Origin of the sequence: Flavobacterium sp., from assembly GCF_040402835.1 — a bacterium.
Lineage (GTDB): Bacteria > Bacteroidota > Bacteroidia > Flavobacteriales > Flavobacteriaceae > Flavobacterium.
The window spans coordinates 1-13567 of the sequence record NZ_JBBALW010000002.1 but is presented as its reverse complement, the minus strand read 5'-3'; the positions used below and the strand labels follow the sequence as shown (position 1 = coordinate 13567).

General features: G+C 33.9%; 13 protein-coding genes. 9 read left to right on the top strand and 4 right to left on the bottom strand.

The features are described from left to right. Positions 1-4 precede the first annotated feature (4 nt). The gene (locus AC9UEH_RS01030) at positions 5-1267 is read left to right on the top strand and encodes an MFS transporter (protein ID WP_509527600.1); all 1263 of its coding nucleotides are present in this window, start codon (positions 5-7) and stop codon (positions 1265-1267) included. 22 nt (positions 1268-1289) lie between these two features. Then, positions 1290-1751, top strand: coding sequence for a DUF2062 domain-containing protein (locus AC9UEH_RS01025; protein ID WP_509527597.1), 462 nt, complete (start codon positions 1290-1292; stop codon positions 1749-1751). Positions 1752-1797: 46 nt separating this feature from the next. Here the strand turns inward: AC9UEH_RS01025 and AC9UEH_RS01020 are convergent, their stop codons facing one another. From AC9UEH_RS01020 to AC9UEH_RS01005, 4 genes are all read right to left on the bottom strand, one after another. Further along, positions 1798-2565 (bottom strand): UDP-2,3-diacylglucosamine diphosphatase, encoded by a 768-nt coding sequence (locus AC9UEH_RS01020; protein WP_509527595.1) that lies wholly within the window; start codon positions 2563-2565, stop codon positions 1798-1800. Positions 2566-2617: 52 nt separating this feature from the next. Continuing rightward, the gene (locus tag AC9UEH_RS01015; protein ID WP_509527592.1) at positions 2618-4492 is read right to left on the bottom strand and encodes a M1 family metallopeptidase; all 1875 of its coding nucleotides are present in this window, start codon (positions 4490-4492) and stop codon (positions 2618-2620) included. A gap of 102 nt (positions 4493-4594) precedes the next feature. Then, positions 4595-6214 (bottom strand): S8 family peptidase, encoded by a 1620-nt coding sequence (locus tag AC9UEH_RS01010; RefSeq protein WP_509527589.1) that lies wholly within the window; start codon positions 6212-6214, stop codon positions 4595-4597. A gap of 70 nt (positions 6215-6284) precedes the next feature. After that, positions 6285-7145 (bottom strand): MBL fold metallo-hydrolase, encoded by an 861-nt coding sequence (locus tag AC9UEH_RS01005; protein WP_509527586.1) that lies wholly within the window; start codon positions 7143-7145, stop codon positions 6285-6287. Between the two features lie 259 nt (positions 7146-7404). On the opposite strand from AC9UEH_RS01005, the gene AC9UEH_RS01000 reads away from it, so the two are divergent. From AC9UEH_RS01000 to AC9UEH_RS00970, 7 genes are all read left to right on the top strand, one after another. Further along, on the top strand, positions 7405-7734 hold the full coding sequence (locus tag AC9UEH_RS01000; protein WP_509527584.1) for a HesB/IscA family protein: 330 nt from the start codon (positions 7405-7407) through the stop codon (positions 7732-7734). 79 nt (positions 7735-7813) lie between these two features. After that, positions 7814-9262, top strand: coding sequence for a Fe-S cluster assembly protein SufB (sufB, locus tag AC9UEH_RS00995; RefSeq protein WP_509527582.1), 1449 nt, complete (start codon positions 7814-7816; stop codon positions 9260-9262). A 31-nt stretch (positions 9263-9293) separates the two neighbouring features. Next, on the top strand, positions 9294-9641 hold the full coding sequence (locus AC9UEH_RS00990; RefSeq protein ID WP_509527579.1) for a four helix bundle protein: 348 nt from the start codon (positions 9294-9296) through the stop codon (positions 9639-9641). 89 nt (positions 9642-9730) lie between these two features. Beyond that, positions 9731-10483 (top strand): Fe-S cluster assembly ATPase SufC, encoded by a 753-nt coding sequence (sufC, locus tag AC9UEH_RS00985; RefSeq protein WP_509527576.1) that lies wholly within the window; start codon positions 9731-9733, stop codon positions 10481-10483. Positions 10484-10558: 75 nt separating this feature from the next. Beyond that, positions 10559-11875: a Fe-S cluster assembly protein SufD gene (gene sufD / locus AC9UEH_RS00980; protein WP_509527573.1), complete on the top strand. Its 1317-nt coding sequence runs from the start codon at positions 10559-10561 to the stop codon at positions 11873-11875. Positions 11876-12334: 459 nt separating this feature from the next. After that, positions 12335-12829 carry an Xre family toxin-antitoxin system antitoxin gene (locus AC9UEH_RS00975; protein WP_509527571.1) on the top strand — a complete coding sequence of 165 codons (495 nt, stop codon included), beginning with the start codon at positions 12335-12337 and terminating at the stop codon, positions 12827-12829. After that, positions 12829-13293 carry an RES family NAD+ phosphorylase gene (locus AC9UEH_RS00970; protein ID WP_509527568.1) on the top strand — a complete coding sequence of 155 codons (465 nt, stop codon included), beginning with the start codon at positions 12829-12831 and terminating at the stop codon, positions 13291-13293. The genes AC9UEH_RS00975 and AC9UEH_RS00970 overlap by 1 nt, the downstream gene beginning before the upstream one ends. The last annotated feature ends 274 nt before the right edge of the window (positions 13294-13567 follow it).

Sequence of the window (13567 nt, the reverse complement as noted above, 5' to 3'; positions counted from 1 at the left end):
GAATATGAAGAAGAATGATCCTTATGCAGCCTTGCGATACAAAGAATTTAATGTTTTTTTACTGCTTCGGTTTGTTATGGTTTTTGGTTGGTCGATGCAATTCATCGTTATTGAATGGGAAGTTTATAGCTTAACAAAAAGTGCGCTTTCACTTGGAATTGTTGGTTTAATGGAAGTGGTTCCTGCAATTTCGATGGCTTTATTTGCGGGTCATATTGTAGATCAAAACGAGAAAAAAGGATTGTTGTTGAAATGTATTTTAGGTTTTTTAGTAATTAGCTTCGGATTATTTCTATTGACTTGGCCGCCTTTCAAAAGCAACTATTCTTCCAAAGTTATCTTATATTCCATTTACTTTTTAGTATTTCTTGGCGGATTGGTTCGTGCTTTTTTAGGGCCAACAATATTTTCGCTTTTATCGCTAATTGTACCCAAAAAAGTATATTCAAATGCCGCCACTTGGAGTAGTTCTGTTTGGCAAATAAGTTCTGTTTTAGGGCCTGCAGTTGCTGGTTTTTCTATTACTTTAATTGGTGTTCATTGGTCAATGTGTTCTGTTCTGGGATGTTCGTTATTGGCATTAATAGCTTTAAGTCAAATTAGTACAAAACCAATTCTAAATCCTAAAATTGGGGAACCAATTATGCAAAGTTTAAAGGAAGGCGTAAAATTTGTTTACAATAATAAAACCATTTTAGGCGCTTTATCTTTGGATATGGTGGCGGTACTTTTTGGTGGTGCAGTGGCGCTTTTGCCTATTTATGCTCAAGATATTTTGAAAGTTGGTCCCGAGGGATTTGGAGTTTTACGTGCCGCCCCCGCTTTAGGAGCATTTCTAATCATGTTTATTTCGGCGTATGTACCGTTGAATAAAAATGCAGGAATGAAGCTGTTGTTTTCGATCTTTGCTTTTGGAATTTGCATTATCGTTTTTGGAATATCCACTATTTTTTGGCTTTCGGTAGTTGCATTATTTTTAAGCGGTGTTGTAGATGGAATTTCGGTTGTAATTCGTCAAACGATTTTACAATTAAAAACACCCGACCACATGCGAGGACGTGTTGCGGCTGTGAATTCAATTTTTGTAGGATCTTCTAATGAACTTGGTGCTTTTGAAAGTGGTTTGACTGCAAAATTAATGGGAACAGTCACATCTGTAGTTTTTGGAGGAACGATGACACTGATTATTGTGTTGTTTACAGGTTTTGCATCACCAACATTCAGAAAATTAGACTTGCAAAAAGACATTGATGAACACGAGAAATAAGGTCAATTAAAAACACTAAACAATGGATATAATTGCATTAAAAACAAAAATAATTGCGTTATTTAAACAAGGTTTAACACCAATTGAAATAACGCAAAGCATCATTGTTTCATGTTTAATTTCAATAATTCCGATACTCGGTTTAACCACTTTGTTACTAACAGCACTTTCACTAAAAAGAAATCTAAACCTGCCAATAATGATTGCTCAAAGTTTCATTATGTGGCCTGTTCAAATAGTGATGATTGTTCCATTTATCAATATTGGGGAGTTTATTTTTTCTATTCCTAAAACAAATCATTCGGCCTCTGAAATTATTTTATCCTTTCAAAATAGTTTTTTTACCACACTTTCCCATCTTTCTTTTGAATTGCTTTGTGGTTTTGGAGGATGGCTGTTAACGGCTGTTCCTTTTTCTATTGTGTTATATTTGGTGTCAATTTTTATTTTGAAACTATTATTGAAAGGAAAAATGCGGGGTTAAGTTTTATAATTTTTTTCTGTTTTCAAGCACTGTTAAAACTCAAAAACTACACTATAGTTTCTTGAAAAGTCTTAATTTCAAAATTTTCTCCATCAAAAACCCCAAACGTAAAATAGCCAATCCAATCTCCCAAATTCACATATTCCGCATTTTCCCCCACGGAAATTTTCATTGGTAAATGACGGTGACCAAAAATAAAATAATTGTAATGTTTTGTTTCTAGTTTTCTTTTGGAATAAAGTACCAACCATTCGTTTTCTTCGCCAAGGAATTTCACGTCCTCATCGCCAGAAATCAGTTTGTTTTTCACGGATAAATATTGGGCTAATTTCACACCAATATCAGGATGTAGCCAACGAAATATAGCTTTTGAAAAAGGATTTGTAAAAACTTTTTTCATTCTTTTATACCCATTATCGCCAGGGCCTTTTCCGTCGCCATGACCAATTAAGAAAGTTTTATTTCCAAAAGTAAATTCTTTATTATCGTGATAAACAGGAATATTAAGTTCCTTCTGAAAATAGTCATGCATCCACAAATCATGGTTTCCAACAAAGAAATAAATTGGTATTCCACTATCCCGAATTTCAGCTAATTTCCCTAAAACCCGAACAAATCCCTTTGGGACTACGGTTTTATATTCAAACCAAAAATCGAATAAATCACCTAATAAAAAAATCGCTTCCGCATCAACTTTAATTTCGTCAAGCCAAGCCACAAATTTTTGTTCTCTTGGAAAACTTAATTCAGGAGTTGGCGCACCAAAATGTTGGTCGGAGGCAAAGTATATTTTTTTATTTAAAAGCTGTTGCATGTTGCGAATTAAAAATCAAAGATAGGAAATGCAAAACATTTATGGTTATTTTTTATTTCAATTCATACACATTGTTATCCCTTTTCACATCTGCCATTAAGCCATTTGGGTCAATTGTAATTTTTTTAATTGTGTTTTTTGGAGCCGAAATCGTAAATTCATAATTTGGATTTCCCCAAGTCCAATCGTTCAAAACCGTTCTTTTCATAGCTTCATTAGGATTCTCTTTTACAAAACTCATCATGCGCAACGGAATGTAAAAATTTTCTTTAGTTCCGTCTGTATATTCTACTTCCAAGTCAATTGGCATCGGCATTCTACCAATTCTTTCTAATGAAATGGATGTTTTATCTGAAATTTCCGAAACTTGTTTAATTCCGTAATCAATCGTGTTGGTAGTTTCTGTCCAATCAGTTAAATACCAATCCAGTTCAGCTCCTGAAACCCTTTCCGCAGTTCGTTTTATGTCATTTGGAGTTGGATGTTTGAACTTGAATTCCGAATAATAACGTTGAAGCGTTTTCATTAGATTATCTTTTCCGATGAGGTATTCCAATTGCGACAAGAAAAGTTCTCCTTTGCTATAAGACGAAATGCTATAAACCCGATTTTCATCAAAACGATCGGCGTGTGTTCCTTGCGGTTGTTCTTTGCCAGAATTTGCCATATTTATATAGCTTTTGTAGCTTCCTTCAAATGGGTTTTCTGCCTTTTTTTCTGCCAATTCATTCATTCCTAAATCTTCTATAAATGAGGTGAATCCTTCGTCCATCCAGCCGTGTTTACTTTCATTTGAAGCCAAAATGTGTTGGAACCAAGAATGTCCCATTTCGTGTGCAATAACCCCAAGAAGTCCGTCATAAGTGCCTTCGCCAAGAATTAAGGTACACATTGCATATTCCATTCCGCCATCGCCACCTTGAATAACCGAGTATTGTTCGTATGGATATTTTCCAACAATTTTATTATAAAATTGCATCAGCTGCACTGTTTTTGACTCTACATTTTTCCAATTTTCAATAATTTTTAGATTGTTTTTATACAAGAAATGAAGCGTTGCACCATTAGGAACTTGAACTATATCGTGAATGTAATTTTTGTCGGCTGCCCAAGTAAAATCGTGTACATTTGGCGCAATAAAATGCCAACTCAGCATTTTTGTTTTCTTTGGATAAACTACATTTATTCCTGTATCTTGATAGCCGTGACCAATTTCGTTTTTGTTTTGCAAATAACCAGTTCCGCCTAAAACATATTCTCTATCAATGGTAATATTCACATCAAAATTTCCCCAAACACCGTGAAATTCCCTTGCAATATAAGGATCTGCGTGCCAACCTTCAAAATCAAATTCGGCAATTTTCGGGTACCATTGTGCCATCGAAAGTTCCACGCCTTCTTTATTATTTCGTCCCGAACGACGAATTTGAACAGGAACTTGCCCGTCAAAATCTAAAGTGAAAGTTGTTTTTTCACCAGGCAAAATGGCTTTCGCCAAAGTAACTTCGAGAATAGTTTCCACTTCTTTTGCCGCAGCGGGAACTCCATTTTGTTTGAAATTTGAAATGTGCAAAAAGCCAATTTCATTCGGTTTCAAGTTTTTAATTCTACTTTCCTTAACTTCTTTATCGCCAATTTTGATTTTATTGACCATTCTTCCATCGGGATCTTTGATGTTTTGCAAACGCATATCCATCTCACTTCCAGGTTGAAATGCATTATTATACAAATGATAAAAAACTTTTTTCAGCGTATCAGATGAATTATTGGTATAAACCAATTCCTGTTTTCCTCTATATAAATACGTTTTTACATCAATGGAAACATCCATTTTATAATCAACTTTTTGCTGCCAATAGGTTGAATTTTGAGAAATTACTTTTCCAAAACTTAATAAAAGAATAGAAATTATATAGAATTTTTTCATAGTTGTATAAAAATTGAAGTTGTTCAGATAGTTTTAAAATAGAAATAAGCTTGCCGAAATGTATAAAATTCTGGCAAGCTTATTAATATATTTTTCTAAAATTTATCCTTTTACTTTTTTTGAATTTGGTTTTTTAGCCATTTTCTCAGCCATTACCATTGCGTTATAAGCATTTACGATTCTTCCAGATTGTGATAAATCTGAAAATTGACGAGAATCTTTCTCATCTCCACCAACAGTTACTTTTGTAGTAATTGCAGTTCCAGAATCCATCAAAATATGTTTCACTTGTTTTGCAGATAATGTAGGATAATACGATCGGATTAACGCCGCAACTCCTGCTACATTTGGCGATGCCATTGAAGTTCCTTGTAAAAATTGATACGTATTATTAGGTGTTGAAGCATAAATTTTTACTCCTGGCGCAAATACATCTACATTTAATTTTCCATAATTAGAAAAATCGGCAACTACATTGGTACCGTATTCATAATTCAGGGCGCCAACAGTAATCATATTATCCGCAAATTCTGTTTTTTTATCAGCAGAATCGTTTGGGTAATTATTTTCAGTATCAATATCTTCAGCATCATTTCCAGCAGCGTGAACTATTAAAACATCTTTTGATTCTGCATATTTAATTGCATCGTAAACCCATTGTTTGTGAGGAGAAAAAGCTTTTCCAAAACTTCCGTTTATGACTTTCGCACCATTATCAACCGCGTAACGAATTCCAAGTGCAATATCTTTATCATATTCATCGCCATCTGGTACCGCCCGAACAGTAAGAATTTGAACATTATTAGCAATTCCGTCACCTCCGATATTGTTGTTTCTCACTTGCGCTACAATTCCTGCAACGTGCGTTCCGTGAAGAATTTCTTCTTTATCAGGGCCCATAACATTGTTGTCACCGTATTTTACATCTTTAATATCATCTGGATTATCACCTAAAACTTTTCTGTAATTGGTTTTTAAATTGTCACCACTCAATACTTTAATATAAGTATCTAATTCTTTTTGAATTTCTTTTTTCAAATCGGCAACGCTCAAACCATAAGCAAGCATTTGTTTCATAATGCTTTTACTTTGAAGAACTTCTGGTTCTTTTGAATCTATAGCATCTAAATCTTCCGCAGTGTAAGTTGGTTTTCCAAGTAATTTTATCAATGTTTCATCAGCTTTAGTTGTACCACTTAAAGCGCGTTCTATTTGAGTTTTTGCTTGATTAGCCTCTTCTATTTTTTTATCATTAAGCCGTTTTGCTTCTAGATAGGTAGCTTCATCAACTAAACTTTTATTATTGATTATTCTTTCATATTCTAAATTTTCTTTGGTGACATTTCCAAGAAAATTCCAACCGTGAATGTCATCGATATAACCATTTTTATCATCATCAATACCGTTTCCAGCGATTTCTTTTTTATTAGTCCAAATAACAGACTTTAAATCTTCGTGTTCAATATCCACACCAGAATCGACAATTCCCACAATTACAGGAACGCTTTTTTTACCTTTCAATAATTCAGAATATACTTTGTCAACACTCATACCAGGAATACTGTCTTTGTCTAAATCAAGATGACTCCATCTTTTTAATTGGATTTCAGTTAGTTTTCCTTTTTTAGCAACAGCAACTTTTTCGGCAGTTTGCGCATTTGTTGAAAGCGACACGGTTAATGCTGCAAAAAGCGATAAATAGGTTAATTTAATTACATTCATTTTGTTAGTTTTATTTAATTTTCGGTTCAAAAATACTTTAAGAAATTCATTTATACAATAGTGATTAACACTATTTTAAGATGTCGTTGCAAGTAAATTTTTCTTTCAATCGAACTCCCTTTTCGGTTTTTTCGACAGTAATTATTTCATTGTGGGCATCGTGTTCTAGGAATAAATAGTAATTATTATCTGCCGCAGCATTCATAAATTTAGCTTTTTCATCCATCGTTAATAATGGTCGTGTGTCGTAACCCATAACATACGGAATGGGAACGTGTCCGGCTGTTGCCAATAAATCGGCGCAAAAAATAATCGTTTTATCTTGGTATTTTATGTGCGGAATCATCTGTTTTTCGGTGTGCCCGTCAGCAAAGAAAATACCAAATCCAAGTTCTGATTTTTCAAGAAAATCGCCATCAGGTTTTTGAATAAAATGTAATTGGCCGCTTTCTTGAATCGGAATAATATTTTCGTGCAAAAAAGAGGCTTTTTCACGAGGATTTGGTTTTGTTGCCCATTCCCAATGATTTTCATTTGTCCAATATTTTGCATTTTTAAAAGCAATTTCATACCCTGTTTTGTCAGAATTCCACTGAACACTTCCGCCACAATGATCAAAATGCAAATGCGTCATAAAAACATCCGTAATATCATCTCTGTGAAATCCGTATTTTGCCAATGATTTATCTAAAGAATGTGTTCCCCAAAGCGAATAATAACTAAAAAATTTCTCCGATTGTTTGTTCCCCATTCCGGTATCAATCAAAATTAGTCGTGCGCCATCTTCAATAAGTAAGCACCTTGCGGCAATATCTATCAGATTATTTTCATCGGCAGGATTGGTTCTGTTCCAAAGGGTTTTCGGTACAACGCCAAACATTGCACCTCCGTCAAGCTTAAAATTTCCAGATTCTATTGGGTATAATTTCATGGTTTAGATTTAATGATTTGAAATCTTTTGCAATTTAGGAAATCTGAACGGCTTTATAAAGATGTCAAATCAATTTTTTCTATACAATTATTAGTTAAAAAGTATTGAAGAAATAGGACAAAAACATTTTATTGTAATATATTTGTCCTTTATTTAGACAAAATCAAAATAAGCTATTTTCGGAGTTTTTAAAAAATCAAAATAGTTCATTGATTTTGAATTTAAAATTACAGTTTTTACTATCATAAAAAATAATAAAATGATACAAGTATCAGATACAGCAAGTAAAAAAATCGTCGATATGATGAAAGACGATGGTTTTGATGCAGCCATCGATTTCGTTCGTGTGGGCGTAAAAAGCGGAGGTTGTTCGGGTTTGTCTTATGAATTAAAATTTGACAAACAAATTGGAGAAACAGATAAAGTTTTTGAAGTTAATAATGTAAAAATTGCCGTTGAAAAGAAATCGTTTTTGTATTTAGCGGGAACAATTTTAGAATTTTCAGGCGGCTTAAACGGAAAGGGATTTGTTTTTAATAATCCAAATGCAAGTAGAACTTGTGGTTGCGGGGAATCATTCTCACTTTAGTCGAATGTCGAAAGGCATCAAGTCGAAAGGCTCCTAATGACTTTAAAACTTTAGACTTTAAAAACTTTAAGACAAAATTATGTCAAAATATACAGAAGACCATTTACGAGTTGAGCTCGAAACTAAAGAATACGAATACGGATTTTACACTGATTTAGAATCGGAAACGTTTCCTATTGGATTAAATGAAGACATTGTTCGCGCCATTTCCCGTAAAAAGGAAGAGCCGCAATGGATGACCGATTGGCGCATTGAAGCTTTTCGTGCTTGGCAAGAAATGACGGAACCTGAATGGGCAAATGTTCATTATACAAAACCGGATTTTCAAGCTATATCTTATTATTCGGCTCCAAAAGCGGTAGATCCAAATAAAACATTAGACGATGTAGATCCTGAACTTTTAGAAATGTACAAAAAGTTAGGAATCTCTGTTGATGAGCAAAAAATGATGAACAATGTGGCTATGGATATTGTGGTTGATTCCGTTTCGGTGGCTACAACATTCAAGAAAACATTAAGTGAAAAAGGAATCATTTTTATGAGTATTTCCGAAGCCATTCGTGAATATCCAGAATTAATAAAAAAATATTTAGGAACCGTTATTCCTCAAAAAGACAACTACTATGCCGCATTAAACTCCGCTGTTTTTTCAGATGGTTCGTTTTGTTATATCCCAAAAGGCGTTCGTTGTCCAATGGAATTATCAACCTATTTCCGTATTAATCAAGCTGGAACGGGGCAATTTGAAAGAACATTATTGATTGCCGATGAAGGAAGTTATGTTTCTTATTTAGAAGGTTGTACCGCACCAAGTCGGGATGAAAATCAGTTGCACGCTGCTGTTGTTGAACTTATTGCCTTGGAAGATGCCGAAATTAAATATTCAACCGTTCAAAACTGGTATCCAGGAAACAAAGAAGGAGTTGGAGGAGTATTCAATTTTGTAACTAAAAGAGGAATATGTGAGAAAAACGCAAAAATTTCGTGGACACAAGTTGAAACAGGATCAGCAATTACTTGGAAATATCCTTCTGTTATTTTAAAAGGAGACAATTCCGTTGGGGAATTTTATTCGATTGCAGTAACCACTAATTTTCAACAAGCTGATACAGGAACGAAAATGATCCACCTTGGTAAAAATACCAAATCAACTATTATTTCCAAAGGAATTTCAGCAGGAAAATCACACAATAGCTATAGAGGCTTAGTAAGAATTAGCCCAAATGCTGAAAACGCAAGGAATTTTTCGCAATGCGATTCGCTGTTGATGGGAAATAATTGTAGCGCTAATACTTTTCCGTATATAGAAAGTAAAAATCCATCGGCAAAAATAGAACACGAAGCCACGACGAGTAAAATTGGCGAAGACCAAGTTTTTTATTGCAATCAACGTGGAATTCCTACCGAAAAAGCCATCGCATTAATTGTAAATGGTTTTAGCAAAGAAGTTCTGAATAAGTTGCCAATGGAATTTGCAGTGGAAGCACAGAAATTGTTAGAAATTTCACTGGAAGGATCAGTAGGATAATTTGAAAATTATTTAATTTGAAAATTTGTAAATGGAGAACAAAGAGAATATAATTGTAACCTTAACTTTTAAGTTTGCTCTTCAAATTATCAAATATTGTGATAGCTTACAAGAGAGCAAAAAGTTTGTAATTGCAAATCAATTATTAAAATCTGGAACTTCAATTGGCGCAAATATTAGGGAAGCTCAAAATGCTGAAAGCAAAGCCGATTTTGTGCATAAATTTAAAATCTCTGCTAAGGAAATTGAAGAAACCATTTACTGGCTAGAATTATGCAAATTCTCAGATAATTATCCGAATGCAGATGAATTAATAGAACAAATAAACAAAATATCAAGAATTACAAATAAAATAATAATCACATCAAAACAAAAATAATGAGATAATTTGAAAAAGAGATAATTTGAAAATGAAAGAATTCGTTTTTAATTATTAAATTTCCAAATTTCCAAATTTCCAAATTAATTATGTTATCAATAAAAAATTTACACGCCTCCATTGGCGATAAAGAAATCTTAAAAGGAATCAACCTTGAGGTGAAAGCAGGAGAAATCCACGCGATTATGGGGCCAAACGGCGCCGGAAAAAGCACACTTGCATCCATCATAGCCGGAAACGAAAATTATGAAGTAACCGAAGGAGAAATCCTTTTAGATGGTGAGGATTTAAGTGAATTAGCACCAGAAGAAAGAGCCCACAAAGGCGTGTTCTTGTCGTTTCAATATCCAGTGGAAATCCCTGGAGTTTCAGTAACCAATTTCATAAGAACCGCAATTAACGAAACTCGCAAAGCTAACAAATTGGAAGAAATGCCAGCTAATGAAATGCTGAAAGTAATTCGTGAAAAATCAGAGTTATTGGAAATTGACCGTAAATTTTTGTCCCGTTCTTTAAACGAAGGATTTTCTGGAGGAGAGAAAAAACGAAACGAAATTTTCCAAATGGCCATGTTAGAACCGAAATTGGCAATTCTTGATGAAACCGATTCTGGATTGGATATTGACGCCCTTCGAATTGTTGCCAATGGCGTAAATAAATTAAAAAGCGACAAAAACGCCATCATCGTAATTACGCATTACCAAAGACTTTTAGATTATATCGTTCCTGATTTTGTTCACGTTTTATACAATGGAAAAATCGTGAAATCTGGCGATGCTTCATTGGCATTAGAGTTAGAAGAAAAAGGATACGATTGGGTTAAAAATGAACAAGAAGCATAAGAGTTGTCGGTTGTTGGTTGTTGGTTGTCAGTTTTTGAGAACCAACAACCAACAACCATTAACCATTAACCACATATGGAATTAAAAGAAAAATTACTGTCGTCTTTTATGGCTTTTGAAGAACGAATCGACGTGACTTCAGAGTTGCACGATGTTCGTACTTCGGCTATAAAAAACTTTGAAAATAAAGGTTTCCCAACTAAAAAAGAGGAATCTTGGAAATATACATCGCTGAATTCGGTTTTGAAATACGACTTTTCCGTCTTTCCAAAAAACGAAAATGCAATAGAATTTGCGGATGTAAAAAAATATTTTTTGCATGAAATAGACACGTATAAACTAGTGTTTATAGATGGCTTTTTCAATACATTTTTGTCGTCCACAACACACGATGGGCTAGATATTTGCTTGATGTCATCAGCTTTAAACAAGCCAAAATACAAAATGGTTATTGATAATTATTTTGATAAAATTGCCAATAAAGACGAAAGTTTAACGTCCTTAAATACGGCTTTCGCCAATGAGGGAGCGTATATCAATATTCCAAAAAGCAAAGTCGTTGACAAGCCAATTGAAATTATGTATTTCTCTACAGGAAGTGAAGCAGCACTTTTGGTTCAGCCACGAAATTTGATTGTTGTTGGTGAAAATTCACATGTTCAAATTATCGAAAGACATCAAAGTTTGAATGAAAATCCAGTATTAACAAATTCTGTAACCGAGATTTTTGCTCAAAAAAGAGCCATTGTTGATTATTATAAAATTCAAAATGACAACCTTCAAGCCAATCTAATTGATAACACCTACGTTTCCCAACAAAAGGAAACCAATGTTTCTGTAAACACTTTTTCATTTGGCGGAAATTTGACGAGAAACAACTTGAATTTCTATCATTTTGGGGAACGAATTGTAAGTAATTTAAATGGAATTACGATAATTGGCGACAAGCAACATGTAGATCATTATACTTTGGTGCAACACTCGACGCCAAATTGCGAAAGCCACCAAGATTATAAAGGGATCTTTTCAGATCGTTCGACGGGCGTTTTTAATGGTAAAATTTTCGTTGAAAGAGAAGCGCAGAAAACGAATGCTTTCCAGAAAAGCAACAATATTTTATTGAGTGACAAAGCAACAATAAATGCCAAACCACAATTGGAGATTTTTGCCGATGATGTGAAATGTTCTCACGGTTGTACCATTGGTCAGCTCGACGAAACCGCAATGTTTTATATGCAACAACGTGGAATTCCTAAAAAAGAAGCCAAAGCATTATTGATGTACGCCTTCTCAAATGCAGTAATAGAAAGCATCAAAATCCCAGAATTGAAACAACGAATTACTACAATTATTGCTACACGATTGGGTGTAAAAATGGGATTTGATTTGTAGATTATAATTTCAAACCCCGATAGTTTTTTAAAACTGTCGGGGGTTTTTCTTTTGGGCATTACCCCAACTTCCACTTTCGTTCCAGTTGCGGTCGGGCATTCCGCTGCAAGTCCTCGCCAAGTTCCGCTTTCGCTACACTTGCCTGTGGGCTTTACGCTTCATTCCCTAATGCGGAGGACAGATTTTAGAATTATGATTTTAGATTTTCAAGATAACGTTTTGCACCTTCATGAAGTGGCGATGAGCCAAGTCCAAGTCTTCATAAATATACACAAAACTTAAATTAAAAACCTTTTCCATTTTGAAAAGTCCCGTGCCTCGCCGTTTCTCGAAACCGCAGTTGGCGGTAATTTTTTTTTATTTTTAATACGGTTTAGAGAATTTTCAGAAAAAATAGTCAAATTTTAAAATATTATTGTAAATTTACAATCGTATAAATGTAATAATACAATTACGAGTATGAAAACAACTGCTAAAAATTTAGGAAAACCTAAAAGCACAATCGTTAGAGTATCCAGAAAACTCTCTAAAGAGTCAAACCTGACAAAATTTTCACCTTCTTGGGTTGTTTTGAATGGTAAAGATGCACCTGGATATAAAATGGAATTAATAGTTAGAATTCGAGAAGGTGTAAAAAAAACAGATTGGAAGCAATTAATACAATATACTGGATCTACTGAAAAAGAATTTGAACATATATTACCAGCCTCTATAAGTAGTATGCAAAAGAAAACAGTTTACAGTAAGGAAACGTCTGAAAGAATATACGAATTGGCACGGTTATTTGGATTGGGATATGATGTTTTTGATTCTAAAGAAGATTTTAAAGAATGGTTAATGACTCCATCAAGAACTTTTGGAAACAAAATACCTTTTGAATTACTTGATAGTAGTTTTGGTTTTGAAATGGTAGAAAATGAAATTGTTAGGATTCAATATAATGTTTACAGCTAATGATTGTTTATTGGATTGCCAATATCAAATATAAAGATTCAACACTTTCGGGAATAGGAGCTGAAAAAGTAGGTGGGAGATGGAATGAAGTTGGTACACGAGCTGTCTATTGTTCAGAAAATATTTCTTTAGCTTTGCTCGAGTATTATGTCCATTCTGAAAATATCGCATATTTACCTAAAGAAATATTGGTCGCAAAAATTGAATTTCCAGATGATTTTGTTATTGAAGAATTAAAGGAAATTCCAGAAAGATGGAACCAGTATCCTTATTCATCAAAAACCACAGAGATCTTTACAAAATTATCAAAAGACCGAAATATTTTCGCTTTACGAGTGCCTTCTACAATTGTTGGATTGGAATCAAATATTATTCTGAATCCACTGTACAAAGATTTTGGCAAAGTAGAAGTCATTGAATTTATCAATTTACCTATCGATGAAAGGCTCCAGACTTTCAGTTAAATACTAATTTAAAACAAAATCCAACTTTAAATTAAGCCCATAACCGTCATTTGCCAAACTGCGGTTGTGGGCTGGTTTTTTTGATTTTATGTTTTTCATTTCTTAGATAAGTTCCGCTTTCGCTACACTTGCCTGTGGGCTTTACGCTGCAATCCCTAATGCGAAGAACTGATTTAAGAATTATGATTTCAGATTTACAAAAAAACCCATAAAATAAAAATAGGTATAGGCGCTTTAGTCGCACTCGTTAGTGACTGATTTTATTGAAATTACT

Coding starts and splice junctions, on each gene's coding strand:
- sufC (WP_509527576.1), top strand. CDS start 9,731: ATGTTATCAATAAAAAATTTACACGCCTCCATTGGCGATAAAGAAATC.
- AC9UEH_RS00975 (WP_509527571.1), top strand. CDS start 12,335: ATGAAAACAACTGCTAAAAATTTAGGAAAACCTAAAAGCACAATCGTT.
- sufD (WP_509527573.1), top strand. CDS start 10,559: ATGGAATTAAAAGAAAAATTACTGTCGTCTTTTATGGCTTTTGAAGAA.
- AC9UEH_RS01005 (WP_509527586.1), bottom strand. CDS start 7,145: ATGAAATTATACCCAATAGAATCTGGAAATTTTAAGCTTGACGGAGGT.
- AC9UEH_RS01030 (WP_509527600.1), top strand. CDS start 5: ATGAAGAAGAATGATCCTTATGCAGCCTTGCGATACAAAGAATTTAAT.
- AC9UEH_RS01015 (WP_509527592.1), bottom strand. CDS start 4,492: ATGAAAAAATTCTATATAATTTCTATTCTTTTATTAAGTTTTGGAAAA.
- AC9UEH_RS01025 (WP_509527597.1), top strand. CDS start 1,290: ATGGATATAATTGCATTAAAAACAAAAATAATTGCGTTATTTAAACAA.
- AC9UEH_RS00990 (WP_509527579.1), top strand. CDS start 9,294: ATGGAGAACAAAGAGAATATAATTGTAACCTTAACTTTTAAGTTTGCT.
- AC9UEH_RS01000 (WP_509527584.1), top strand. CDS start 7,405: ATGATACAAGTATCAGATACAGCAAGTAAAAAAATCGTCGATATGATG.
- AC9UEH_RS01010 (WP_509527589.1), bottom strand. CDS start 6,214: ATGAATGTAATTAAATTAACCTATTTATCGCTTTTTGCAGCATTAACC.
- AC9UEH_RS01020 (WP_509527595.1), bottom strand. CDS start 2,565: ATGCAACAGCTTTTAAATAAAAAAATATACTTTGCCTCCGACCAACAT.
- AC9UEH_RS00970 (WP_509527568.1), top strand. CDS start 12,829: ATGATTGTTTATTGGATTGCCAATATCAAATATAAAGATTCAACACTT.
- sufB (WP_509527582.1), top strand. CDS start 7,814: ATGTCAAAATATACAGAAGACCATTTACGAGTTGAGCTCGAAACTAAA.